The organism is Enterococcus olivae, from assembly GCF_053760925.1.
The window spans coordinates 40,020-66,355 of record NZ_JBSMVT010000017.1; the positions used below are offsets into that span (position 1 = coordinate 40,020).

Genomic DNA, 26,336 nt, shown 5'->3' on the forward strand with positions numbered 1-26,336 from the left:
TTCCGCTGAGTAAACCTAAATAGTATTCGTGCCGCAAAGGCGGATTGCGGCACTGAATGGAGAACACTATGACATTCGAATTAGATTTCTTTCTAGTTGGTTTCATGTTTATTTTTACCTTTTTTGTTCAAGGAACGACAGGATTTGGAAGTATCGTTCTTGCTGCACCGGTTACTAACGGACTTTTAGGTACGGCAGTTGGTGTGCCACTAGGGACGGTTTTATCACTGACTTTTATGGTTTTTTTGGTGTTCGAGTAGTAAATAAAGTTTCATGGAAAGATTTGTTGAAGATTGTTGTACTATGTGCACCAGGACTATTTTTTGGACAATATCTTTTTCTTCGTATCAGTCCGGAGATCGCAAGAGTATCGATAGGAGCGATGGTTACATTGATTGCCTTGATCAATGTCTACAATCATATTTTCAAGCCCTTTGTTCTAAAAAAAGAAGTGGTAGTAGATGCTCCAGATACCTTGTTTAAAAAGATTCTCCGCTATGGCTGTCTGATACTAGGAGGGGTCGTACATGGGGCTCTCAACATAGGAGGGCCGTTGATTACTGTCTATACGTTAAATGCTGTTGAGGACAAAGAAAAGTTTCGTAATACCATGACTTGGGTCTGGTTGATATTGAATACGATGAACTCAATCAGTCAATTTAGTAATGGTGTTTGGACTCCGAGAATGTGGAATGCGTACTTAATTGCATTTCCAATGGCAGCTTTAGGATTTTTCTTTGGTGTCAGATTCTTGAACAGAATCAACAAGCAACAATTTCTAAGATTTATTTATGTTGTTTTGCTGTTTGTCGGAGCTGATATGTTTATCAGAAATTTACTAGTGTTGTTTTAAGTAGCAGGCAACTCAAGTCAGTTAGTTATTTAAACAAAAATAATATTTCAAGATAGAAAGGAAGCAAAAGTCATGCAAGATTTTAATTTCAAAATACCTCAAAATATCGAGTTTGGAATGGGAAGTTTAAAAAAGCTCTCAACGATTCTTGATGAAAATGATTTAGACCATGTTTTTTTGATCTCAGATAGAGGTCTGGAAAGTATTGGTCTGGTTAAGAAAGTTCAGGAAATAATTGAGAGTGGCGGAGTGAAATGTACTAGCTATCTGGATGTTCAGCCTAACCCTACTGTTCAAATCGTAAATGATGCGGAAGCCTTATACAAAGAATCTGGTGCATCAAGTATTATTGCATTGGGAGGGGGAAGTTCCATCGATGTAGCAAAAGCAGTGGGTGTCTTGATCACACATGGTGGATTGATCATTGATTATGAAGGTCTTCATAAAGTTCCATGGCCAATCGCACCAATGATCGCTATTCCAACTACTGCTGGAACAGGCAGTGAAGTTACTGCTTCAGCTGTTATTACAGATGAGGAGAGAAATTATAAATTTTCTGTGATTAGCTATGAAATGTTGCCGAAATATGCGATCTTAGATCCTGAATTGATCATGACTACACCAGCTTCAATTGCTGCCGCCTGTGGAGTGGATGCACTGATCCATGCAATGGAAGCCTATGTTTCCACTCTCTCCACACCTTTTTCGGATGCAATGGCAGAAAAGGCTATGGAGCTGATCGGTCCAAATCTCCGTCGTTTTGTTGCAAACAGACAAGACAAAGAAGCAGCTTGTGCCATGATGGCGGGTTCTAATTTTGCGGGTATTTCTTTTGCTTGGGCTAGGTTAGGAAATGTGCATGCGATGAGTCATCCAGTCAGTGCCTACTTCCATGTCGCTCATGGAGTAGCAAATTCTGTATTGTTGCCGACGATTGTCGAATACAATGCTATTGCAGACAATGGTAAGTACGAAAAAATCTACAATTATATTCGTAGTGGAAATATTGATCATCAAGGCTTCGAACCTCGATTGCTTGTAGAGGAATTGATTAAGCTAAACGAAAATTTAGGAATTCCGAATAGTTTGTCTGAAGTGGGAGTGACGGAAGATCTGATTCCTCAAATGGCAGAGGATGCTATGAAGAGTGGAAATATTCCAGCGAATCCAAGACAATCGAATGTTCAGGATATCATTGAGCTTTATAAAAAAGCACTGTAGAACCGATACTGTTTAAGGCTTCAAGATTAGGTAGTCCTTAGTCAAATAAGGGCTACCTAATCAACTGTGGTCTTGTTTCTGATGTCTGAGTGATGTCGTCAAAAGATTTTGAAAGGACAGAGAAAATAAACGTGTACATATTTTTTGATCAAAACTTTTGAAAATTTTTCGAAAGTTTTTTCAAAAGTTTATTGGCATTTCTAAAGCGGATTTGCTATACTAAATAACGAACTAAATAATTAAATAAAAACAATGGTTGAGCAAACTTGCTTCAAGGATCGCGTTCTTCAAGGGGTGAGAAGAGCATTCTTTGAATTGTGCCCAATTGAGGATCTACTTTTCGAAGTGGATCCTTTTTTATTTTGAAAGGAGTGAATAGAATATTGAAAGAAGCTTTAGAACGAGTACGTCAAACCGAGGAAGAGAATCAACGTAAAAAACAAGAGTTGCTCCAAAAGCTGTTCTTATATAAACAAGAAAAAGAAGAACAACTGGAAGAAATCAATCGTCTTCAACAAAAAGAGCGGAATCAATTACTAGAGGAAATACAACATTCACATCAAGAAGTATTGTCAAGACAAAAACAAGAACTGACAGAATCACTCAAAGTAGAAGACGAATTGAATGAAAAAATTTATCAAGACAAACAAGCTGAGATTCTTGCCCAAATTATTGAAGGAGTGAAGCAAGTCAATGGCAGTTAGCAAATTAAGTAAAATGTCTATTCTTGCGGAAAAAAAGTTTCAAGATACCCTTTTAACTTTATTACAAGGTATGCAAAAAATAGAAGTAGAGGATATTTTGCATGATGAAGCAAACCAAGACTGGTTGACCAACTATTTTCCTGAAATGGAAGAATTTGATGGAACCAACCAGACCTCTTATAACTATTTACTAACACAAATCAGAGAAGCCATTGTTTTTATTCGTAATTATGGCTCTTCAAAACAACGTGTGCATACGTTAAAACGTGCTGAAATGGATATCTCGCAATTAGAGCAAGAATATAATGAAGAGGCATTACGGGAAATGCTAGAAAACATCAACACTTTAAAAGACAATTGGGAAACGAATCAAAAAGATTACGATTATTGGTTAAATGCAGAATCCTGGGCAACAAAATGGCAGACGATTGATTTGCGACCGGAAGAAGAGTTGGAATATGTTTCCTATTTTTTAGCAAATGTTTCTGAAAATCGTTGGGAAGAAGTCCGTGAATTTTTAGTTGCAAACAATATTCATTTTGAGGTTCATGAAACAACAAAAACCGATGTTTCTTTCAGTGGCTTGTATTTAAAGGTACAAGAAAATATTTTAGAACAATTAAAACCTTTAGGAGTTGAATTTGAAGTCAATCCCTATGATCAATCGCCAAGGGAATTACTTGCTACTGCAAAAAAAAATCTGGCAGAAATTGCGAAAAATCAAAAAAATGATTCGATAGACATTGGCTTCTACAAAAGACAAGTTGCTTACCTACAATTAAATGAAGAAATTTTATTGGCGAAAATTTCAAGAGAAAAAATCAAAGAGACTTCCGCATGTTCAGATTATTTGGTTGTTATTAGAGGATGGGTTGCTGATGATGAGATCGAAATCATCAAAAAGAATCTTTTGGAGAATTTTTCTCAAGAGGAATTGTACTTTTCTGTTGAAGGACCAACTCGAAAACAAATCATCGACAACGATGTGCCCACGAAGTTAAAAAACAGCAAGTTGATACAGCCTTTTGAAAGTCTGACAGGAATGTATGCTTTGCCAAAGTATGAAGAGATTGATCCTACGCCTTGGATGGCGCCTTTCTATCTTGTGTTTTTCGGTATGATGGTCGCTGATTTAGGCTATGGTATCTTGATGCTTTTGGGAACGACGATCGGTCTGAAACTCTTGACTTTGCCAACTGGAACGAAAAAATTTGTTCAACTCTTCCAGTTACTTTCTCTTTCAGTTATTTTCTGGGGAATTATCTACGGTAGCGCGTTTGGTGTAACTCTGCCATTCCAACTACTTTCTCCTACGAATGACTTCATGACGATTTTTATGATTTCTTTGATTTTCGGAGGCATTCAAATATTTACTGGTTTATTCTTGGCAGCAAAAGAGAATATCAAGAAAAAATATTATTTGTCTGCAATCGGTGATGGTTTTGCCTGGCAGGCACTGTTAGGAGGGATTTTCATAGCAGCGGCAGGAGCTCTGTTGCTTGACTCTGAATCTCTACAACGTGCCGGTACCATTATTGCAGTGATCAGTGCCGTATTGATCTTATTGATTCCAACGATTCAATCGAAATCTAAAATTGGCGGCTTTTTTAGCGGTGTTTATGAATTATATGGGATTACTGGTTACATTGGTGACTTTGTCAGCTATAGTCGATTGATGGCATTGGGAATCTCAGGTGGAAGTATCGCCATGGCGTTTAATATGCTGGTGGGAACGATGCCTCCTGCAGCTAGATTTAGCATTGGGATTATCCTGATCGTGATTTTGCAAGGCTTGAATATCTTTTTGTCTGTATTAGGCGCTTATGTTCATGCAGCACGATTACAATATGTTGAATTTTTTGGCAAATTTTATCAAGGTGGTGGAAGATCCTTCCATCCATTCAAAGCAGAAGAAAAATATATGAATATTCAAAAGAAAACGGAGGAATAAAGAATGATCAACTACTTATTAGAAAACAACTCAGGTATTATTTTTGCAATTTTAGCGATGGGGATGGCAACGATTTTCCCTGGTATCGGATCAGCGATCGGTGTAGGAAAAACAGGTGAGGCTTCGGCAGCTTTGATGACTAGTCAGCCAGAAAAATTTGGTCAGTCATTGATCTTACAACTGTTACCAGCAACCCAAGGATTGTATGGTTTTGCGATTGCAGCGATGATTTTTACAAGTCTTTCTTCAGATATGACAGTTGTTGCGGGGGTTTCTTATCTAGGTGCTTCACTTCCAGTTGCTTTTACAGGATTGAGCTCAGCGATTCCTCAGGGGAAAGTTTCTGCTGCAGGTATTCAAATTCTTGCAAAAAAACCAGAACATTTCTTTAAAGGTGTTATGTACTCTGTCATGGTTGAAATGTACGCGATCCTAGGATTTGTAATTTCTTTCTTATTATTGGGAAGCATTTAAAGAATAGGAGGAGTATCCATGGATGCGATTGAAAACATCATTCTAGAGATTAATCGACAAACCGAAGAAGAAAGAGATATCTTAGAAAAAAATCGTCTAGAGGAAATAGATACTCATTTTTTAGTTGAGAAAAGAAGCAAAGAAAATGAGCATCAACAACTTCTTGCTCGCCAAAAAGATCAATTAGAGCGTAAATTTCAACAAGAAAAAAATCGCCTGATTGTCAAGGGACGACAAACAAGACTAAAGGAAAAGCAAAAATACTTGGAACGTATTTTTGAGGCTGCCTATCAAACAATGGCTAATTGGGATGAGGAGCAGGCAAGAGAATTTGCGGAACAGTCGCTGGAAAAATCAGGATTTAAAGACGGAATGTTTATTCCAGGGAACTTAATGTCTGATACTACCTTCACTTCAGCTTGGTTAGACAAGGTGAATGAACAGCTCCAAACACAATTTGTTTTAGGAACAAAGAGCCGAGAAAAAGAACATGGCTTTTTGATTGAGCAAAAAGGTATTCAGTATAATTTCTTTTATCATGAATTACTATCTGAAATGAAGAAAACAAATGGCAGTGAGATCATGCATGCTCTTTTCAATGAGGAGGGATAAAGTGAAAGATTTGTATCATACAGTCAATCCTATCATTCGGATCAAAGAAAGTGAGCTACTATCCAAAGAAATTTTTCAGCAATTGATCGAAGCGGACTCTTTTGACCGAGTGGCTGAGATTTTGCGACCGACAGTATACGGGAAACACTTAAGCTCAGATTTTCAATTTGAGTTTGAAGAGATACTAAATGAAGAATTGCTAGCCACTTACCAGGAAATGATTGAACTAACACCTGATTCTGAAATTGTTTGGATGTACACGATGCGTAATACCTTCCATAATTTAAAAACTTTAACAAAAGCAGCAAGAATCAATGAAAATTACGATTATTTGTTTTTGCCAGATGGTTTTTATTCAATGGAAGAGTTGAAAAGAGCCATAGAAACGGGGCATTCCTCTCAATTACCGGAAAAAGTACTACAAGCGATTCATGACGTAGAATCGTATTTCCAAGAATCAACGATTCTACAAGGAATCGACGTTATTTATGATCGTAGATTTTTGAAGGAACAGCGTCGTTTAGCAGAACTGATCGGTTCTCCAGAACTTTTGGAAAAAACGATTCATTTCATTGATTTAACCAATATTGTGATCACTGCTCGTTGTATTTTACAAAAAAGAAGCTATGGTTTTATGTCTGCTGTTTTATCAAGTGCAGGTTCGATAGCGAAGGATACTTTTTTGGAATATGTTGGCAAACCAATGGAAGAATTTAAAGCGTTTCTGCTTTTATCGGAATATGGCGATTTATTAGCGCCAGCTTTAAACGAGGAGATCGATTTTCTACAACTGGATCTGATCAAAGACAACTATCTGACTTCTTTTTTTGAACGATCAAGAACCACAGCTTTTGGACCATTGCCATTGTTAGCTTTTTTAAATGCTAAGGATATGGAAGCAACCAATTTAAGGCTGATTATTGTTGGAAAAAGAAGTGGCTTTACAAAGGAACAAATTAGAGAAAGGATGCGAGAAGTCAATGAGTTATAAAATTGGTGTTATCGGAGACAAAGAGTCCATTCTTCCTTTCAAATTATTTGGGTTCACTGTTCGATATGGAAATGATGTCGCTACGACGACAAGTGCTTTTGATGAAATGATCGAAGCAAAGTATAGTGTGATCTATATCACCGAAGATTGTGCCCAACAAATCATGGAAAAGATCGAAAAATTTAATGATCAGCTTTCACCTGCGATCGTGCTGATTCCTACCTATGAAGGTTCTAAAGGAATTGGACGTCAAGCAATACAGAAAAATATGGAAAAAGCTGTTGGACAGAATATTCTTTAGGAAGGAGCTGACACTGTGGAAGTTGGCAAAATAGTAAAAGTTTCAGGACCATTAGTAATGGCAGAAAATATGGCTCACGCGAGTATTCAGGATATATGCTATGTCGGTGATGTCGGTGTAGTTGGAGAAATTATTGAGATGCGAGGAGATGTCGCTTCGATTCAGGTATACGAAGAAACTTCCGGTATTGGGCCAGGAGAACCTGTACATTCTACAGGAGAGGCGTTGTCCGTTGAGTTAGCTCCAGGTATCGTCTCTCAGATGTTTGATGGTATTCAAAGACCTTTAGATGTCTTTGCAAAACAGACAGACAGTAATTTTTTAAGCCGTGGCGTGAAGATCGATGCGCTAGATCATCAAAAGAAATGGTTGTTTGAACCGAAACTAGCCGTTGGAGATACTGTGATTGCGGGAGACGTGATCGGAACTGTTCAAGAAACCAAGCTGATTACCCATAAAATAATGGTACCTGTGGGCTTAACAGGAACGATCAAAGAAATCAAAGAGGGTGAGTATACGATCGATGAAGTCGTCTGCTTGCTTGAAACTGAAAAAGACGAAGTAGCATTGAAAATGCTTCAAAAATGGCCAGTTCGTCGTTCAAGACCCGTAAAAGAAAAACATAACCCAGACATACCAATGATTACAGGACAGCGAGTGATTGATACCTTTTTCCCAGTGACTAAAGGGGGAGCGGCAGCAGTTCCAGGTCCGTTTGGTGCTGGAAAAACTGTGGTACAGCATCAAATTGCTAAATGGGCGGATGTTGATTTAGTAGTTTACGTAGGCTGTGGTGAACGCGGAAATGAAATGACCGATGTGATGAACGAATTCCCTGAATTGATTGATCCATTAACTGGAGAATCTTTGATGGAACGGACAATTTTGATTGCAAACACTTCAAATATGCCGGTTGCGGCGCGTGAAGCGAGTATTTATACTGGAATTACGATTGCTGAATATTTTAGAGATATGGGATATTCTGTAGCGATCATGGCAGATTCCACTTCTCGATGGGCAGAGGCCTTGCGTGAAATGTCTGGGCGTTTAGAAGAAATGCCTGGGGATGAAGGATATCCTGCTTATTTGGGTAGCCGTTTGGCCGAATATTATGAACGTGCTGGACGTGTCACTATTTTAGGAACAGAAGATCGTGAAGGCAGTATTACAGCAATCAGTGCGGTTTCACCTTCGGGGGGCGATATTTCAGAACCCGTGACTCAAAATACCTTACGTGTCGTCAAAGTTTTCTGGGGATTGGATGCCACACTTGCTCAACAAAGACATTTTCCATCTGTTGATTGGTTGAAAAGCTATTCCCTTTATTCTAGTGAGGTAGGGAACTATTTAGATCAGGAACTGCAAGTAGAATGGTCGGCCTTAGTCAGAGAAGGTATGCGGATCTTACAAAAAGAATCAGAATTGAATGAGATTGTTCGTCTTGTAGGGATCGATTCACTTTCTGAGAAAGATCAGTTTACGCTTGAAATCGCTAAAGAAATTAGAGAAGATTATTTGCAACAAAATGCCTTTGATGATACGGATACATTTACTTCAAGAGAGAAGCAGTATCAGATGCTGAATAATATTATGCTGTTACATCGTGAAGGCTTGCAAGGCTTGGAGCTAGGAGCCTATCTGACTGAATTGATGAAGGGAACTGTGAAGCTTCGAGATAAAATTGCTCGAATGAAATATGTACCTGAGGATCAGTTGGATAAGATCATTGCTATTCAGCAAGAAATAAAAGAAACGCTACGTTCTATTCTGCAAGAAGGAGGTATGTAAAATGATCAAAGAATACAAAACAATTGGTGAAGTTGTTGGACCTCTAATGGCAGTAGACAATGTCGAAGGTGTTAAGTACGAAGAGTTGATTGAAGTTCGCTTGCAAACTGGAGAAATCCGCCAAGGTCAAGTCTTGGAAATACAGGAAGACAAAGCCCTTGTTCAGATCTTTGAAGGGACAGCAGGGATTAATTTGAAAGATTCTTCTGTTCGTTTTTTAGGACATCCTTTAGAACTAGGTGTCTCTGAAGATATGGTCGGACGCGTCTTTGATGGTTTAGGCCGTCCGAAAGATGGTGGCTCAGAAATTTTTGCTGAAAAAAATATGGATATCAATGGAGAAGTAATCAATCCTGTTTCACGGGATTATCCAGATGAATTTATTCAAACAGGAATTTCTTCTATTGATCATTTAAACACCTTGGTTAGGGGACAAAAGTTGCCAGTATTCTCAGCTTCTGGACTTCCTCATAAAGAGCTGGCTGCTCAAATTGCCAGACAAGCGGCTGTACTAAATAAAGACGATGATTTCGCAGTAGTTTTTGCAGGAATCGGTATCACCTTTGAAGAGGCGGAGTATTTCATGGAAGATTTTCGACAAACAGGGGCGATTGATCGTTCCGTGATCTTCATGAATTTAGCCAATGATCCGGCAATCGAACGAATTGCAACTCCTAGAATGGCCTTAACTGCAGCCGAATACTTGGCCTATGAAAAAGGGATGCACGTGCTAGTCATCATGACTGATATGACCAATTACTGTGAAGCCTTGCGCGAAATCTCAGCTGCACGACGAGAAGTTCCAGGTCGCCGTGGCTACCCTGGGTATTTGTATACCAATTTGGCTACCTTGTATGAACGTGCAGGTAGAATCAAAGGATTGAAAGGCTCTGTGACACAGATTCCTATTTTAACAATGCCTGAAGAAGACAAGACTCATCCGATCCCCGATTTAACTGGGTATATTACAGAGGGGCAAATTATTCTTTCCCGTGATTTGTATAAAAATGGGATCGAACCGCCGATTGATGTTTTACCTTCGTTGTCAAGATTGAAAGACAAAGGGACCGGTGAAGGTAAAACCCGGCATGACCATGCTGCAACCATGAATCAGTTATTTTCAGCCTATGCACAAGGAAAGCAAGCTAAGGAATTAGCAGTTGTTCTGGGCGAAGCGGCCTTATCTGACGTGGATAAGATTTATGCGCAATTTGCGGAAAAATTTGAAGAGGAATACGTGAACCAAGGGTATGCGACGAATCGTTCCATTGAAGAAACGTTGGATATGGGCTGGGAGCTGCTAGATATGCTACCTCGTACCGAACTTAAACGGATCAAAGATGAAATGATCGATGAATTTTTACCAGAAAAGGAGTAGATGAACATGGCGAAATTAGATGTCCAGTCTACCCGTATGGAAATGACTCGTTTGTCGAAGCAATTGTCAACGGCAAAAAGAGGTCATAAGCTGTTAAAAGATAAGCAAGATGAATTGATGAGACGATTTATCTTGTTGATTCGCAAGAATAATCAGTTACGTAATGAAATGGAAGAGCGCATGCAGCAAGCAATGAAAGCTATTCGTTTAGCAAATGCCACGCTCAATGAACAGTTCATTGAAGAATTATTTATTTTACCATCGACCAAAGTCAATTTGGATGTCGGGACAAAAAATATTATGAGCGTTGCCGTTCCAGTCATGCATTTCCAATATGACGAGGAGACGTTGAATACGCCGCTTGAATATGGCTTTTTGAATTCCAATGTCCCGCTGGACCAATCAATTGATGGCTTTACCGATGTTCTTCCTTTGCTTCTCGAATTAACTGAAATTGAGAAGACTTGCCAGCTAATGGCCGATGAGATCGAAAAGACTCGACGACGGGTCAATGCTCTGGAGTATATGACCATCCCAGAATTGGAAGAAACAATTTATTTCATTAAAATGAAGATGGAAGAAGATGAACGTGCGGGTGTTACGAGGATGATCAAAGTTAAAAATATGCGTACAAATTAAAGGAGATCCGAAAGATATGAAACGAAAGAAACAATTTTTTCGTTTGTCCGTCTTCCAATTGATCACATTTGGTTTTGGAGGATTGATTCTTGCAGGTGCATTTTTATTGATGACACCTTTTGCTTCAAGAAGTGGAGAAGCAACTAATTTTTTGGATGCCCTATTCACATCTACTTCAGCTATTTGTGTGACCGGCCTTACTACATTAGTAACAAGTGATCATTGGAGTTTCTTTGGTCAAGTGATTATTTTGTTGTTGATCGAAATAGGCGGGATTGGCTTTATGTCAATCCCTGTCCTTTTCTTTGTTGTAATGAAGAGAAAAGTGACCTTGAGCACGAGAATGATTTTAAGAGAAGCGCTTAATTCCCAGCAAATGTCTGGAGAAATAAGTTTACTTCTGTATATGCTAAAAATCACCGTTTTTATTCAATTGATAGGAACGGTGTTACTTGCTTTCAGATTTGTACCATTATTTGGTATTGAAAAAGGAATGTGGTTCAGCTTATTCCATGCCGTTTCGAGCTTTTGTAATGCAGGCTTTGATCTTTTTGGAGATAGCTTGATGGGATTTCAAAATGATCCTTGGGTGCTGATGATCATTAGCTTATTGATTATTTCTGGTGGATTAGGTTTTTTTGTCTGGTCTGATATTTTAAACTTTAAAAAAGAAAAGAAGCATTTGAGTTTGCATAGTCAAATTGCTCTACTGGTTACCGGATTCTTATTGATATTAGGATTCATAGGATTCTTTTTTACAGAACAAAATAATCCGGTGTCAGTTTCGGAAAGCGGTATACAACGGATCGTTCATACGATCTTTATGGCAGTTACACCTAGAACAGCAGGCTTTTTTTCAATAGATTATTCTTCTATGTCTCATGCAGGATTAGTCTTGACAATGGTTTTAATGTTTGTCGGAGGAACTTCTGGTTCTACAGCAGGGGGCTTCAAAACAACAACATTGGGTGTGCTACTCATAAAAATGCGCAGTATTTTCAAAGGACGGAGTCGGGCTGAGTTTAGAGGTCGAACCATCAAAGAAGACACGATTGCTCGAGCTTTTACGATATTTTTTGTTTTTCTGATGGTGATTATTGTCAGTACGTCTATTTTGTCGGTTACAGAAACTATTCCAGATATCAATCAACTAGGATTAGAGTATATCGTTTTTGAGGTTATTTCTGCTTTGGGAACGGTTGGACTAACGATGGGACTGACACCCGATCTAACTGAGGTAGGCAAAGTCATTATTTTATCGCTGATGTTTATTGGACGGGTCGGTGTAATGACTGTGTTCTTTTCTATCGCGTTGCGTTCGAATAAAAGTGAGTCTAAATTTAAATATCCAGAGGAAACAGTAATCATTGGATAGGTATTGATCAAAATCAGGAGAAATGTTAGATTGTTTGACATTTCTCCTGATTTTTTTGTATTCAGAACATGTGTATGTCACTATTCCTAACATAAGTGAAGCGATTTTACATAATTATTTGAGTTTTATGTGATGTTTTGTTACATAAGCTATTGATTTCCTCTTTTATTAGTGTTAGATTATAAAAAAGTGAAGGAGTGATGTGTATGTATTTATCAATTGATGTTGTTTGGACTCTGATTGCTGCATTTTTAGTATTTTTCATGCAAGCAGGATTTACTTTAGTAGAGTCAGGTTTTACTCGTGCAAAAAATGCTGGGAACATTATCATGAAAAATTTGATTGATTTCTGTTTCGGATCGGTTTTATACTGGTTGGTTGGTTTTGGTATTATGTTCGGCACGCAGAGTGCTTTCTTTGGTGGGATTCATTTTTTTGCAGCTAATTCATTGCAATTTGATTTGCCAACACCAGCATTTCTGTTTTTCCAAACGGTTTTCTGTGCAACTGCTGCTACAATTGTTTCGGGAGCAATGGCAGAAAGAACTGACTTCAAAGCATATTGTATCTACAGTGCTATTATTTCAATGTTTATTTATCCAGTATCAGGTCATTGGATTTGGGGAGATGGCTTCATCGCAGAAATGGGCTTCCATGACTTTGCCGGATCGACTGCAGTTCACATGGTTGGTGGGGTAGCTGCGTTTGTTGGAGCAGCAATTTTAGGTCCACGTATTGGAAAATACACAAAAGAAGGCAAAAGTCGTGCGATTCCTGGACATAATTTAACTTTTGCTGCTTTGGGTGTATTCATCCTTTGGTTCTGCTGGTTTGGCTTTAACGGTGGTTCAACAACATCTATGACAGGTGACGAGACATTGCTTACAGCATCAAATGTATTGGTTAACACAAACCTTGCTGCAGCAACAGGAACTTTAGCTGCATTAATTATTTCTTGGCTTAAGTATGGTAAACCTGATGTTTCATTAACTCTAAACGGAACTTTGGCTGGATTAGTTGGTATTACTGCAGGTTGTGATATCGTTAGCCCGATCGGTGCAGTGATCATTGGTGTGTTATCAGGTATTTTAATGATTTTTGCTGTAGAATTCATTGATCAAAAACTAAAAGTAGATGATCCAGTTGGTGCTGTAGCTGTCCATGGTGTCTGTGGCGCTTTCGGTACTTTCATGGTAGGACTATTTGCCCTAGAAGGTGGACTATTCTACGGTGGTGGAGCGTCATTGTTAGGTGTACAGATCATCGGTGTTCTTGTGACTGCTCTATGGGTTGGTGCTACTTCTACTATCTTATTCTTAGCCATTAAGAAAACAGTTGGTTTGCGTGCACCGGAAGAAGTAGAACTTAAAGGTTTGGATATCGAAGAGCATGGCTTAGTCACTGCTTACTCAGGTTTCAGCATACTGCCAGATACTACTTTGCCAGAAGATGAAGGAGCTGAAACAGGAACTGCTTATACAGAAGTAACTGTGAAACGGGATCCAGCAAGCTATGCGCAGCCTTCTGAAGACAAGTTAACAACTATTTCAGTGATCATCAATGAAGCAAAACTTGAAAAACTGAAAAAAGCACTAGTCAATATTGGTATTGAAGGAATCACAGTTACTTCTGTGATGGGACATGGTATCCAGAAAGGTCAGACAGAGTACTACAGAGGTGTGGCGGTTCCAGCGAAGTTACTGCCAAAACTAAAAGTAGATGTCACTGTTAGCCGTGTACCAGTTGCTAAAGTAATCGATACGATGAAAGCTGTGTTGTATACTGGACAAGTGGGTGACGGGAAGATATTTGTCACTGATGTTGAAAATGTGATTCGTATCAGTAACAGCGATGAAGGTGATGCCGCATTGCAAGGTTACGAAAAATAAATTTGCTTTTCTCTTCTTTTGAAGTGAAAATATAGGTAGTGAAGTTCATTGCCACCCTTGGTGAAACGAGAAGGAGTCATGCCTTCTCGTTTTTTTTCGTTCAAAAATCCGACTCTGATTTTTGCATAGAAGTGAAAGATATTGAATAGAGTAGATGATTAGATTTAGTCAATAAATAGGAATAGACCAAAATGTCAATTAAGGTACTATAGTTGAAGATTTTTTATCTATTATGCTATATTGAAGGTAACCAATGTATTCTTGGAGGGGTTTGATGAAAAAGATTTTCATTGCCAGTCTAGCATTACTTCTTTTAGGAGCTTGTAGAAACGAAGCAGTTGATCAAGCTGTTAGTGAAGAAAGTGCGAATCCGACTTCGCTGGTTGAATAGTCTGAAGACGTTGAAGAGGAACCAGAAAATGTAAAAGAAGAAAGTTTGAAAGAGAAAAAAATAGCTACAGAGCCTGTTGTTTTGCAAGAAGAGATGTGGTCCTTTGACAATGATGGTCTAGTTGAATTCACAGCCGAATTTGGTCCGATTTTACGAGACGGCGACTATGCGATTTTGCCAATTGTTTTTGACAGTGCGGGCAGCGAAGAAATTCAATTGGATCGAGCCATCTATAACGAGGGATTCGTTGCGGAAGATGCTAGGTCGGGGCATGATATTCGCTTAATTGATGCAAACAATCGAACGGTTTCGCATATGGCTGTTGTTAATTACGAGTCAATTGCTGGAAATGACATGACACGTAGTCCTTTTATTGATTTGGCAGAGACTGATTACCCAACAGTCTCAGATGTTTCAGAAATGGAGGAAAGGCGAGCTGATGACAGTCGCTATCCTTTAGGTGTACCAACCTTAAAAGAAATTGCTGAAAGTGAACTTCCTTCGAATCGTTTCGAGAGTTTACAAGATGATTTGGAAAATCACATTACTACGCGAGTGATGCCTCTAGAAAGTTATCGTGAGAACGCGGAAACTACGATTAGTCAAATTGACGAGGTTGAACGGTCGACCTTAGTGCTTTCTAGTGACGTTTTGTTCGAGTTTGACAAATCAGATTTAACAGCTACAGCAGATGGTGAATTAGAATCTGCTATTCGAGAATTGGCTGGAGTCGAGGCTGGTAAACTAGAAATGGTTGGTCACACAGACAACAAAGCCTCAGAAGAGTACAATCAAAAATTATCTGAAGAACGTGCACAATCGGTGCACAATCGTTTGGAGAATCATTCCGAGAACCAATTGCTACGAATGAAACAGACCGAGGACGGGCACAAAATAGACGTGTAGAGATTCATTTCACCCCACCCGTTGAACAAGTGATTGTAGAAGAAGAGGCAGATTTGCCAGAGGCTTTAGGCGAAGTCGCAGAATATCCTGACGCAGCCGTTGTGGAACATGGGAAAGTAGTCATTGAATCCTTAAAACAAGTCGATGATTTACTGATTGGACGTATTCGTGTTAGTCCAAATGGAGAGGAATTATCAAAAGAGGCCATTCGAGTGTACAAACTTGGTCATACCAATACCGTCGGCGCAAGAGATTGGAGTCTAGATGAATCCTATGGTTACCGAGGGTCAACACTCTATAATGTGACGCTCTTACATGATAGCCAACGTTATTACCCCATTGATTATTATCTTACACCACTGCCTAATAGCGAAGCAGAATCGCAATTGTCAGAAGAACCGGAAACGGATTACATTGTTCCTCTAGCAGAACGATTCTTGCCTGATTCAGGAGAATTGTATGATACGCCAGAAGAAAGTTACTTTACAGCTACGGTTATTTGGCCGGCAGTAGATGCTGAGGAAGTAGCCATTGAATTAGGTGTTCCCAAAATTCCTATCCAATCTGGAGGGGAAGAAGCAAATGCCGAAGCAGTTGATCCTTGGAGAATTACCAACGTTCAAATAGAAAAATCATCAACAAATCCAGCGGCTACCACGACAGAAAATTAGCAACCGAATCGAGTAATGCAAGGAAATCAGTTTCAACAAAGCTAGTATCTACCAAATAAGGGGATACTGGCTTTTTCATTTGATTGTCTGCTTTTCCGCTTGCAATCGGTCTGTTTTCTCTTATATAATAAATTTTGAAGAAAAACTCGTTTTCAAAAGAAAGAAGGCTTTTTGTGAGTGTCCTAGGTATCTAATCAAGCAATTGAATACAAGTAAACCAAATTTACGAAGGTTTATTTGTTATGCCTATAGATACCTAACAATCGATCCAGTAAGTTGGCAGGTGATAGGGAAACTATCGCCTTTTTTTATTTTTGGCAATGAGCAGTTTAAACTCATTGTACATTGAAAACGAGTCTATTTAAGGACAGTTGGGTATCTTTTTAAGGACAGAAAGGATACAGAGATGAATACTAATTTATTACAAGCAACAGAATTTATAACAATCAAAAAAATGGTCATTGACCGTTGCATCAGTGATTACACGAAGGAATTGGTCGAAGACAGAGAACCTGCTTCAGATTATGCTACGGTCCAGAAGCGTCTGACAGAAACAAATGAAGCGATGCTCATCTTAGCTTCTGGTCAGCATGTACCTTTTATGGGCTTGAGTCAAATCAAACATTTAACTCTTAAAATCGAAAAGGGAATCGTCTTGGAAGCAAGTGAGCTAACAGAATATGGTGATTTTTTGCGTTCTTTCCGTTTGATCGCGAAGTTTTTCGAGAAAAATCGTTATCAAACACCGATTCTATATAGCTACACAAAAAATTTGACCGACTTTGGCCAAATCATCGAAGCAATTCAGAACAGTATTTCAGGAAATCTGGTGAAATCAGAGGCTTCCAGAGAGCTTCGAAAAATTCGCGGACGTATCACTAAATTAGAAGCAGATATTGAAAAAAATTGTGCGAAATTATTGAAGAAAGCGACCGCAAACGGTTGGGTACAAGATCGCCTTTTTGTGAAAAAGGATGAACGTTATACTTTACCGATCAAAACAACCTTCCAATCAAAGATCAAAGGAGAGATCATTGAACGATCAAATCGTGGAACGACAGTTTTTATTGAACCAGAAGGTATTCGTAAATTGAACGACCAACTGATTTTAGCAAAAAGTGAAGAAATCTCGGTCATCTATCAGATTCTTGCTTCTCTGACTGGTAGTATCGCTGAAGAGGCTGTTGCTATTTCCTACTGTACAGAAATTATTGTGGAGCTGGATGCTATTTTTGCTAGAGGAAAATACAGTCAAAGTATTGGCGGAAAAATGATCGAAGTCAATGAGGATGAGCGATTGATTTTTGACCAAGTACAGCATCCGTTACTAAAGGAACCAGTCCCTTTGAATTTGAGTTTAGGCCAAGACAATCACGGTCTGATCATCACTGGTCCCAATGCTGGTGGAAAGACCGTTGTTTTGAAGACAATCGCTTTGGTTTGCTTAATGACAAGTTTTGGTTTGTGTGTGAAGCATGGGGGCAACTCTTCCATTGGTGTCTTCAAAAAAATCTTTATTGATATCGGTGACCAACAGAGTTTGGAAAATTCATTGAGTACTTTTTCTGGTCATATGAAGAATATCAGCGAGATTTTACGCGCAACCAGTAGAAAGACGTTAATTTTGCTAGACGAGATCGGCAGTGGAACCGAACCCAATGAAGGAGCAGCTTTGGGGATCGCTGCAATGGAAAGTATGTATCAAAAAGGCGGAACGATTGTCGCGACGACCCATTATGGAGAGATCAAAGACTTTGCTTTACAGCATGAAGATTTTCAGACAGCGGCGATGGCCTTTGATTCAGCGACACTTACACCGAAGTATCAGCTACTCTTGAACCAAGTAGGAGATAGCAATGCTTTTTGGATCGCTCAAAAAATGGCTGTAGAAGAAAAAGTTTTACAGCAAGCTAAGCATTACTTGCAGAATAAACAATATACGACTAAAAAAATACCTAGAAAAACTCGTTCACGTGTAGAAAAAGTCAGCGAACCAGTGGTAATGTTTCAAAAAGGTGACCGTGTTTGGAGCAGTGAATTATCAAAAAATGCTATTTTTTATGAATATGTTAATGAAGCACAAGCGAAAGTTTTTGTTGAAAAGCAGGCCTTTACTTGTACAGTCAAACGACTGACATTAGAAATGAGCGCTTTAGAGCTTTACCCACAAGACTATGATTTGGAGCAACTGTTTGTTGATCATCAAGAACGAAAATTCACTCGGGATATCGACCGTGGTTCCAAAAAAGCACAGAAAAAATTGAGGAAAGCAGCAGAAGCCAGACAAAACCATTGATAGCCTGTAACAATCATGCTATTCTGTAATTACCAACCAAAAGAAAGAGGGAATGAAGGGTGACTGCAGCTATGAGATTGCGTTTTGAACTTTTGAATCAATAATTTAATACAAATTCAAAAGTCTTGTAACGAAATTCATGGGTGAAGTGTATACTTTTTTAGTACCTATTAAAAGTGTAAATGAATGGAGGAATAGTCCAAGACTATTCCTTTTTGCTGTGAATCACAGTGATTCAGCGATCGAAGAGAGCTGAGAACTGATGATGAACAGTACTAGCTGAGCGAAGCGAGGGTAGTTACCTATGTTCGAATCACTACGATTCGCCGAACGTAGTGAGAGCGAGAGTAGATCCTTCAAGAACTTAGCGGTTTACCGCTTAGAGCTTGATGAGATCGGAGCGCAGAGAAGTGATGAACAGTACTAGGCGACCAAAGGGAGCGTAGTGTCCGTCGTTTCGAATTATAGTGTTTCAGTAACCAAAATGAACTAATTCATAGCAAAAAAATTTTTTATTCTCTTGCTAATCAAGAAATCAAGATAAAAGTAAAACAATACATCTCCATCCATGAGTTCCTTACATTACAACAGGAGGAATCATAATGGAAGAATTGAATGTACGAATCAAAGACTTAGAAATGATTTTTGAAGGCAAAGAAATTCTGAATATCTCAGAATTATCTGTTTATGAAAATGATAAAATAGGTATTATTGGCGAGAATGGCTCGGGAAAATCAACCTTGCTGAGGTTGCTGGTACAAGAATTGATCCCGACCAAAGGGAGTATCCAGCTTCAGACAGACTTTCAAATCTATCAGCAAATTGCGGATGTCAACGAACAGAAAGTGCTCGATCTGGATGGCGAGCTTCTGAGTCGTTTTGGTGTACCGACCAATGAAGTAGCTACCCTCAGCGGGGGAGAGACCAGCAAATATCGTTTGACTCAACTATTGTCAGCCTATCATCCAGCCATGCTTTTGGATGAGCCAACCACACACTTGGATACAGCTGGAAAAAAACAACTGATCGAAGAGTTGCGCTATTACTATGGAACTTTATTGTTCGTTAGTCACGATAGGGAGTTTTTGAACGAACTAGCAGAAAAAATTTGGGAAGTAAAAAATGGCAAGGTGGTAGAGTATAAAGGAAATTACGATGCGTATGTTGAACAAAAGGAACAGGAAAGTTTGCAGCAGCAAAGAGAATTTCAGGAATATCAAAAAGAAGTCACGCGTCTGACAAAAGGTATTCAAGCAAAGAAACAAAAGGCGGAGCAAGCAGGAAAAGTATCAGATAAAAGTAAAAACAAAAATATTCGTCCTAGTCGACTCTCCTCATCCAAACAGAAGGATACTGTACAAAAAAACTTGTACAAGCAGGCAAAAGCCATGACTTCTCGCTTAAAACAGCTTCAAGGAGTTTCTGATGTGGAGCGAAAACACAAAATCACTTTCCCAAAGCATCCGTCAGCAGAAATCCATAACCCCTTTCCGATCAGAGGAGAAAACATCACGATTGCGTACGATGGAAAAATCATCTTAGAGAATCTGGATTTTCAAATTCCACTAGGTCAAAAAATCGCGCTCATCGGCGACAATGGCGCAGGGAAATCAACTCTTTTAAAATGGATCTTAGAAAACGGTGAAGGGATCGTTTTTTCTCCTAAAGTTAAGATGGAAACGTATCAGCAAATGGATTACCGCTTGGATCAGCCAACGCCACTTTTAGATGAATTGATGTCTGAGACGGACTGGTCGGAAGCAACGGTTCGCAGTATGCTGCATAACTTAGGTTTTTCTCAGCTAGGGTTAAAGAAACCTTTGAATGTTTTGAGCGGTGGAGAAGCTACCCGTTTGGCGATTGCCAAGCTGTTTACGAAATCGTCCAATTTTTTGATTTTGGACGAGCCAACCAATTCTATTGATTTAAACACGATCGAAGCACTCGAAAATTTTTTGAAAGAGTATCAAGGGACGGTACTTTTCACTTCTCACGACAAAAATTTTATTGAGAAAGTGGCAGATCAAGTCTGGGAGATCAAAAATAAACAACTAGTCATTTAACTTAAAAAGGCAAGGGAGCAATCCTTTGCTTTTTTTCTTGCAATATACGAATGTATGTTCTATTCTATAGTTACTAGAAACAAAGGAGTAAACGAATGAAAACACCGTTAACGATTCAAATAGAAGAGTCCTTGTATTATCATTGTCGAGAAAATGGCGCGATCGTGGTGGAAGAAGTGACAATGCCCGATGATCAGGGAATCGTGGATACCTTGGCTTGTCGACTGGACGCGGAACAACAGTTTGAATGGCGTTGTTACGAAGTCAAGATCAGTAAAGCCGATTTTCGTTCAAAGGCGAAGCTATCATTTATTGGACATTACAATTATTTTGTACTACCTGAAAAACTCTATCTTTCTGTTAAAGAAGAGATCCCGTCGACGATCGGTGTGCTAGTCTATCATTCCTATTTGACAGATGAACTGGGGGTACCTGGCTATTTTACAACAGAGAAGAAGCCACAGAGACAAGGATTATTAGTGAATGAGCATGAATTATTGTTTCGCTTGATTTCTTCACAGGCACGTGAAGTTGGTAAAGCCAAGCAGACAGCTCGGGGGTTACGGGTATTTGGCACGGACCAGCTTTACAAAGAACTTAAAAAAAGACAACCAGAATATGATTTATTTGGTGGCGGAATCAATTACTATGATCGATTCATTGAAGAAACGCAGCTTCAGGCGGTTGAAGCGTTAAAGGAAGAGCTGGAAGCGACACGAGCGGCTTATTTTGCTTTGGAGCAACGATTGTTGGAGGAAAGTTAATGTATTATCCTTATTTTCGCGGAAAACAATATGATTTGCTGGCTTTGCGAACATTAATCGAAAAAGGATTGTTGTCCTCTCGAATCCAACCAATCATTGAACCAGTGAAACAAAATGCAGCTTTGTACAAATTTCTTTCCACGGCTGATCAGTTGCAGCAGCCCTTTTATTTGATTGAAAATCCTCAAGCAGGGGCGTTTTTGACAGAAGAAGGCATGCTGAGCTTGAAGGATCTGCCCTATAAAAAAGCTAGAATCCTGGATCAACCCCTGGAAACCCTAGAGACTCAACCGAGTATGCTGATTGTTCATTCGGGAAGCAGTGCTTTGATGAGCGATTGGCAGCAGTATTCAGGAAAAGTTCTAGTGCCTTACGAAATGCGTCTGCTACAAAAAATCCAAGGAGAATTGATTCTTTCTGAGGATGTGTTCACTCGTCTGCCAAAAACATTGTTTTATCAAGAGAATCCAGATGAATTTTTTTCGGGAACCCATCGCAACTTCCAGCAAAGAGGCTTTGCTGGCTTTAGTGATTTTTCGATTGACAGTCGGATTTATTACGAGCATGGTTTTCCAACACCTATTTTAAGTCTGCATCTGGTTTATTTTGAAGATCAAGACTTACGAATCCGCCACTTTTTATCGCCAGAAGAATTGCCTTCTCAAAAAGAGAAATTTTTAGCTTTAATGGAAGAAATCAAGGAATGCTTGCCGAAATTATGCTCTGGATCACCTACACTGGGACTTGAAATCCTCTTGGAGCAAGCAGAGAAGCAAAAATTCCCAGGAATGGGGGTCATGCGCAAGTCAGCCGTGATGCATCATATGGAAATCATGAGCCGCTATCTGGATCATCATTGCTGAGAAGAAGTTCTGAATGACAGGCGTAAATGTTGTTTGTACTTTTCAAATAAAGTAAAATAAGTAGAATTTATTTTTGTTATTTAAAAGGAGAAACTATGAACACAAACTCAGCTTTTTCATTCCATCATTGGCGAAAAAATTTTTATTTTTTCCTGACTGGCCAATTTTTGTCAGGAATCACCAGTATGATCGTTCAATATTCGATCATTTGATATTTGACAGAAAAGACAGGATCCGCGACTGTCTTGAGTTATGCCACACTTCTAGGAATGCTGCCAATGGTCCTTTTAAGTCCTTTTGTTGGACCGTTGATCGACCGCTGGAACAAGAAGGTCCTGCTGATCGTTACGGATGCAATCGTTGCTTTATTCGCCATTATCTTGTCACTTGTTGGGACTTTTTCTGCTGAATTTCCTCTTTGGCTGGTCTTTGTCTCCTTGTTTATTCGTTCGGTTGCCCAAACTTTTCAAATGCCAACGATCCAGTCGATTTTACCAACCATTGTTCCTGAAGAGCAATTGACTAAAGTGAACGGTCAGCTTGGCATGGTACATTCTGCTAATTTTATCATCGCACCGGCACTTGGCGCTTTTTTATTTTCTATCGTATCGATCAATTTACTGATTTTATTGGATGTTTTAAGAGCAATATTAGGGATTGGTTTGCTTTTATTGGTAAAGATTCCTCAGGTGAAGACACAAGGAGAACGAATTCATTTGTTGGCAGACACACAATTTGGTCTGCGAAAACTGCTGGAAAACAAAGGACTCTGGTGGTTAACACTGATCGGCGCTGTATTTACGCTGATTTTTATGCCGGCAGCTAGCATGTATCCCTTAATGACGATGCACTATTTTGGACGTTCGGTCGCTGATGCCGGATTGATCGAAATGATCTATGCTGGAGGGATGCTGATTGGTGGAAGTTTTATTGGGATTTTTGGAAATTGGAAAGATCGAATGAAGCCGGTCATAGTGTCTTATGCCGTCATTGGTGTAACGATCGGTCTCAGCGGTATCTTACCGGCAACCAATAAGGGCTTTTGGCTTTTTGTAGGCTTGAACGTTTTTGCCGGTTTTGCGACACCGTATTTCAATACTTTATTGATGGCAATGATCCAACAAGTCTATGAACCTCAGCACTTAGGGAGAATTTTGGGTGTATTGAATTCCTTAATGAGTGTGACGGGTCCCGTGGGATTGATTTTTCTCAACCCCTAGCTGATCAGCTAGGGGTTGAGAAAATGTTTTTGTTTGCAGGGAATCATGACCTTTGTTATTCCTCAAACAAGGAACTACGACAAAGAACTCCAAGAACGATTAAACTCTAGTGAAGACTAGGGTTTTTTTGTGTTATAGTAAAAGAAATATTGGAGGGATCACTATGACATTTGAAGAAATTTTACCAAAATTAAAGCAAGGAGCTAAAATCATTCGTGAAGGCTGGGGTGGTTTTGAATTATACGTAACCTTAGTCCGTGGCGAAAAGTACCAAGGGTCGGAAGTTACTCCGTATTTTCTGATCAAGACTTCGGATGAAGGTTTTTCAAGTTTTGCTCCGACTGTGTGTGATATTTTAGCAGAGGACTGGAGAATTGTTGAAGAATGAATGAATTTCAGAATAAGGTCGTCTTTGTCTCCGGTGCTGCTTCGGGGATCGGTCAGGCACAGGCGCTAGCTTTTCTAAAAAAAGAAGCGAAAGTTTTTGGCGTAGATATCCAAACTGACTTCGGAGAGCTGGAAAAGTATGTGAACTTTACTTGTTTTTCGGGAGATCTTAGTCTGCCGGAGGAGTGCCGTCAAGCGGTGGTTTCCTGCCAGCAAACCTATGGAGAGATAGATTTCCTACTGAACACTGCTGGAATTTTGGATGACTATCGAAATTTAGAAGCAACCGACGATGCGCTCTGGCAACGGGTTTTCGCTACCAATTTGAACAGCATGTTTTATTTGACGAAGGAAATCTTGCCGAAAATGGCATCGAAAAATAAGGGAACGATCATCAACATGGCTTCTATTGCCAGTCTGGTTGCAGGTGGGGGAGGAATCGCCTATACAGCGGCCAAGCATGCAGTAGCAGGTTTTACCAAGCAGTTGGCGCTAGATTACGCTGACAAAGGCTTGCACATCAACGGGATCGCACCTGGTGCTATCCAAACACCGATGAATGCTGCTGATTTTGCGGGCGAAGGAGAAATGGCCCAATGGGTAGCTGATGAAACGCCTGTCAAACGCTGGGCACAAGCATCAGAAGTAGCGGAGCTAACCTTGTTTTTAGCTAGCAAACAATCTAGTTATATTCAAGGTCAAATTATACCGATCGATGGTGGTTGGCTTCTAAAGTAAAAAAGTCTCAATGAAGCCTTGAAAAATTTTTTCATTCGATTATCATAGAGACTAGTGGGCAACCACACTGTGGCACTTCAATCCTTTGGTCACAGTTATTACCGGGCAACGTCCCGCAAAGGAGCATGTTTTATGAAAAATAAAGAAATGCGTTCAGCTACTCACTGGACCACACAAGAAATGACCAAGATGGCGCTAGTTACAAGTTTGTATGTCGTGATCACTGTCTTTTTATCTGTGATCAGTTTTGGAGCCATACAAATCCGATTGTCGGAAATGTTCAACTATTTGGCTCTGTACAACAAGCGTTACATTTTAGCAGTGACTTTAGGTGTTGCGATTGCCAATCTGGCCTCGCCTAATGGCTTGCTCGATGTGGTCGTTGGCAGTGTCTGCACGTTTTTGGTGCTGATCATTAATCAGCGATTGACTAAAAATATCAAAAATATGAAGATTAAGATGGTCGTAACAGCTATCGTGTTTGCCATTTCAATGTTTACGGTTGCTGGCCAGCTAACTTTCCTATATGATCTACCTTTCTTTTACAATTGGTTGATCATCGGCTTAGGAGAGCTTGCCTCAATGACTGTCGGCGGCATCATCATCTACTTCGTCGGAAAAAAAATAGACTTAACAAAATAAGGTATCGTGCTCATCAAGGTTGAAGGATGGGCACTTTTTTTTGTGGTATACTTATTGAAAAGAAAAGGATGTGGAAAAAATGGAAACGATTGAAGAGTATCTTGCCTCCATTGATGGGGAAGCTGAGCAGAAAAAATTTAGTGAACTGTACGAATGGTCAATCGCTACATTCCCGCAGCTTGAGTTAAGATTTGGCTGGAGTCAGCCGATGTTTACCCATCATGGGACATTTATCATCGCTTTCAAAAAAACAAAGAAACACATTACAGTCTCGCCGGAAGTAGCTGGGATCAAGCAATTCGAAGCAAAAATCGAAGCGGCTGGATATGCGCATACAGGGAATACCTTTCGCATTGGCTGGGAGCAGGCGACAGATTATCGACTGCTTGAGGAAATGATCCAGTTCAATCTCGATGAGAAAGCTGAATATACAGCCTTTTGGCGAAAAGCTAAGAAGTAAGCGGAGGTAAAAAATGATCAAAAAAAACGATACAGCTCTTATTTCCCCAATGGCAGGGTGGAAACAACCCAGATTATTATTTTAGTGCAAAAATTTTGGCACAGATCGTTTCAGTCAATGAAAAGACTCAAACTTTCGAAATTCCTGTTCAGCAAACGTCATCAGAAGAGTTGCAGCTTGAAAATGGAATCAAAAGGGAAAGTGACTTATTGAAACAAGTCTCAGCAATGATCGTTGGCTTGACGATCGCCGAACATTTACCTTGGCATGCCTTTCATTTAAGACAAACCCTTGAACAACTAGCTATTTTTCAGAATGAAGAGGAGAAGCAATGATTTTATTTAGATTGGTCATCTTATTGATCGTTATTAGTACACTAGCATTATTAGGATTCAAGGTTTGGAGCAATGACTACCTTTCCAAGACTGCCAAACGAGTCTACCTGGCTTTTTTCCTGATAGTCGGCGGAGCGATGCTCTATATGCTTTTTATTTCGATGTTTTTCGGGAGTAATTTTTAGAGACGGGATTAGAAAAAATTGCTCTCGAAATCTCATAAATATAATGATGGAAAATAGCAATGAATAAAAAGTAAGCTTAATTTAAATGAACTAATTTATATTGGAAAAAATCCGCAAATTTTATAATCAAGTTAGCCACCTAAGAAAATAAAAAAACATCATAGTGAAATATCGTGTATTATTGGGGTTCCAACACCAAACCAATAAGGAGATTTTCACTATGACTTGCACAAATTCTA

Annotated in this window: 26 protein-coding genes and 1 pseudogene; all 27 read left to right on the forward strand. The window is 39.4% G+C overall.

Annotation, left to right across the window (positions count from 1 at the left end; all coding sequences use genetic code 11):
• Window positions 1-68 precede the first annotated feature (68 nt).
• The 27 genes and pseudogenes from ACWODM_RS11100 (at window position 69) to ACWODM_RS11230 (ending at window position 26,097) form a co-directional block, all read left to right on the forward strand.
• Window positions 69-260 (forward strand): hypothetical protein, encoded by a 192-nt coding sequence (locus tag ACWODM_RS11100; RefSeq protein WP_455321438.1) that lies wholly within the window; start codon window positions 69-71, stop codon window positions 258-260.
• Window positions 261-286: 26 nt separating this feature from the next.
• A complete protein-coding gene (locus tag ACWODM_RS11105; RefSeq protein ID WP_455321439.1) occupies window positions 287-853 on the forward strand; it encodes a TSUP family transporter in 567 nt (188 codons plus the stop codon).
• Window positions 854-925: 72 nt separating this feature from the next.
• Window positions 926-2,074, forward strand: coding sequence for an iron-containing alcohol dehydrogenase (locus ACWODM_RS11110; RefSeq protein ID WP_455321440.1), 1,149 nt, complete (start codon window positions 926-928; stop codon window positions 2,072-2,074).
• 383 nt (window positions 2,075-2,457) lie between these two features.
• The gene (locus tag ACWODM_RS11115; protein ID WP_455321441.1) at window positions 2,458-2,778 is read left to right on the forward strand and encodes a hypothetical protein; all 321 of its coding nucleotides are present in this window, start codon (window positions 2,458-2,460) and stop codon (window positions 2,776-2,778) included.
• Window positions 2,768-4,729, forward strand: coding sequence for a V-type ATP synthase subunit I (locus ACWODM_RS11120; RefSeq protein ID WP_455321442.1), 1,962 nt, complete (start codon window positions 2,768-2,770; stop codon window positions 4,727-4,729). Before ACWODM_RS11115 ends, ACWODM_RS11120 begins: the two co-directional genes overlap by 11 nt.
• 3 nt (window positions 4,730-4,732) lie before the next feature.
• Window positions 4,733-5,203, forward strand: coding sequence for a V-type ATP synthase subunit K (locus tag ACWODM_RS11125; RefSeq protein ID WP_455321443.1), 471 nt, complete (start codon window positions 4,733-4,735; stop codon window positions 5,201-5,203).
• An 18-nt stretch (window positions 5,204-5,221) separates the two neighbouring features.
• Complete coding sequence (locus ACWODM_RS11130) at window positions 5,222-5,815, forward strand: hypothetical protein (RefSeq protein ID WP_455321444.1); 594 nt, start codon at window positions 5,222-5,224, stop codon at window positions 5,813-5,815.
• 1 nt (window position 5,816) lies between these two features.
• On the forward strand, window positions 5,817-6,806 hold the full coding sequence (locus ACWODM_RS11135; RefSeq protein WP_455321445.1) for a V-type ATPase subunit: 990 nt from the start codon (window positions 5,817-5,819) through the stop codon (window positions 6,804-6,806).
• A complete protein-coding gene (locus tag ACWODM_RS11140) occupies window positions 6,796-7,107 on the forward strand; it encodes a V-type ATP synthase subunit F (protein WP_455321446.1) in 312 nt (103 codons plus the stop codon). The genes ACWODM_RS11135 and ACWODM_RS11140 overlap by 11 nt, the downstream gene beginning before the upstream one ends.
• Before the next feature lie 15 nt (window positions 7,108-7,122).
• Window positions 7,123-8,895, forward strand: coding sequence for a V-type ATP synthase subunit A (locus ACWODM_RS11145; protein ID WP_455321447.1), 1,773 nt, complete (start codon window positions 7,123-7,125; stop codon window positions 8,893-8,895).
• A gap of 1 nt (window position 8,896) precedes the next feature.
• On the forward strand, window positions 8,897-10,273 hold the full coding sequence (locus ACWODM_RS11150) for a V-type ATP synthase subunit B (RefSeq protein ID WP_455321448.1): 1,377 nt from the start codon (window positions 8,897-8,899) through the stop codon (window positions 10,271-10,273).
• A 6-nt stretch (window positions 10,274-10,279) separates the two neighbouring features.
• Complete coding sequence (locus ACWODM_RS11155) at window positions 10,280-10,912, forward strand: V-type ATP synthase subunit D (RefSeq protein ID WP_455321449.1); 633 nt, start codon at window positions 10,280-10,282, stop codon at window positions 10,910-10,912.
• 16 nt (window positions 10,913-10,928) lie between these two features.
• Window positions 10,929-12,287 carry a TrkH family potassium uptake protein gene (locus ACWODM_RS11160; protein ID WP_455321450.1) on the forward strand — a complete coding sequence of 453 codons (1,359 nt, stop codon included), beginning with the start codon at window positions 10,929-10,931 and terminating at the stop codon, window positions 12,285-12,287.
• Between the two features lie 206 nt (window positions 12,288-12,493).
• Complete coding sequence (locus tag ACWODM_RS11165; protein WP_455321451.1) at window positions 12,494-14,176, forward strand: ammonium transporter; 1,683 nt, start codon at window positions 12,494-12,496, stop codon at window positions 14,174-14,176.
• Between the two features lie 436 nt (window positions 14,177-14,612).
• Window positions 14,613-15,473, forward strand: coding sequence for an OmpA family protein (locus tag ACWODM_RS11170; protein ID WP_455321452.1), 861 nt, complete (start codon window positions 14,613-14,615; stop codon window positions 15,471-15,473).
• A 53-nt stretch (window positions 15,474-15,526) separates the two neighbouring features.
• Window positions 15,527-16,144: a hypothetical protein gene (locus ACWODM_RS11175; RefSeq protein WP_455321453.1), complete on the forward strand. Its 618-nt coding sequence runs from the start codon at window positions 15,527-15,529 to the stop codon at window positions 16,142-16,144.
• Window positions 16,145-16,550: 406 nt separating this feature from the next.
• A complete protein-coding gene (locus tag ACWODM_RS11180; protein WP_455321454.1) occupies window positions 16,551-18,440 on the forward strand; it encodes an endonuclease MutS2 in 1,890 nt (629 codons plus the stop codon).
• Between the two features lie 602 nt (window positions 18,441-19,042).
• Window positions 19,043-20,503: a ribosomal protection-like ABC-F family protein gene (gene abc-f, locus ACWODM_RS11185; protein WP_455321455.1), complete on the forward strand. Its 1,461-nt coding sequence runs from the start codon at window positions 19,043-19,045 to the stop codon at window positions 20,501-20,503.
• 95 nt (window positions 20,504-20,598) lie between these two features.
• The gene (locus ACWODM_RS11190) at window positions 20,599-21,267 is read left to right on the forward strand and encodes a hypothetical protein (protein WP_455321456.1); all 669 of its coding nucleotides are present in this window, start codon (window positions 20,599-20,601) and stop codon (window positions 21,265-21,267) included.
• On the forward strand, window positions 21,267-22,130 hold the full coding sequence (locus tag ACWODM_RS11195) for a sce7725 family protein (protein ID WP_455321457.1): 864 nt from the start codon (window positions 21,267-21,269) through the stop codon (window positions 22,128-22,130). Before ACWODM_RS11190 ends, ACWODM_RS11195 begins: the two co-directional genes overlap by 1 nt.
• A 95-nt stretch (window positions 22,131-22,225) precedes the next feature.
• Window positions 22,226-23,470, forward strand: a pseudogene (locus ACWODM_RS11200) (MFS transporter).
• Window positions 23,471-23,513: 43 nt separating this feature from the next.
• Window positions 23,514-23,738, forward strand: a complete 225-nt coding sequence (locus tag ACWODM_RS11205; protein ID WP_455321458.1) for a DUF2829 domain-containing protein — start codon at window positions 23,514-23,516, stop codon at window positions 23,736-23,738.
• Window positions 23,735-24,475 carry a 3-oxoacyl-ACP reductase gene (locus ACWODM_RS11210; RefSeq protein ID WP_455321459.1) on the forward strand — a complete coding sequence of 247 codons (741 nt, stop codon included), beginning with the start codon at window positions 23,735-23,737 and terminating at the stop codon, window positions 24,473-24,475. The genes ACWODM_RS11205 and ACWODM_RS11210 overlap by 4 nt, the downstream gene beginning before the upstream one ends.
• 132 nt (window positions 24,476-24,607) lie before the next feature.
• A complete protein-coding gene (locus ACWODM_RS11215) occupies window positions 24,608-25,117 on the forward strand; it encodes a QueT transporter family protein (protein WP_455321460.1) in 510 nt (169 codons plus the stop codon).
• A 79-nt stretch (window positions 25,118-25,196) separates the two neighbouring features.
• Window positions 25,197-25,577 (forward strand): iron chaperone, encoded by a 381-nt coding sequence (locus ACWODM_RS11220; protein WP_455321461.1) that lies wholly within the window; start codon window positions 25,197-25,199, stop codon window positions 25,575-25,577.
• A 95-nt stretch (window positions 25,578-25,672) separates the two neighbouring features.
• Window positions 25,673-25,912, forward strand: a complete 240-nt coding sequence (locus ACWODM_RS11225; RefSeq protein WP_455321462.1) for a hypothetical protein — start codon at window positions 25,673-25,675, stop codon at window positions 25,910-25,912.
• The gene (locus ACWODM_RS11230; RefSeq protein WP_455321463.1) at window positions 25,909-26,097 is read left to right on the forward strand and encodes a hypothetical protein; all 189 of its coding nucleotides are present in this window, start codon (window positions 25,909-25,911) and stop codon (window positions 26,095-26,097) included. Before ACWODM_RS11225 ends, ACWODM_RS11230 begins: the two co-directional genes overlap by 4 nt.
• The last annotated feature ends 239 nt before the right edge of the window (window positions 26,098-26,336 follow it).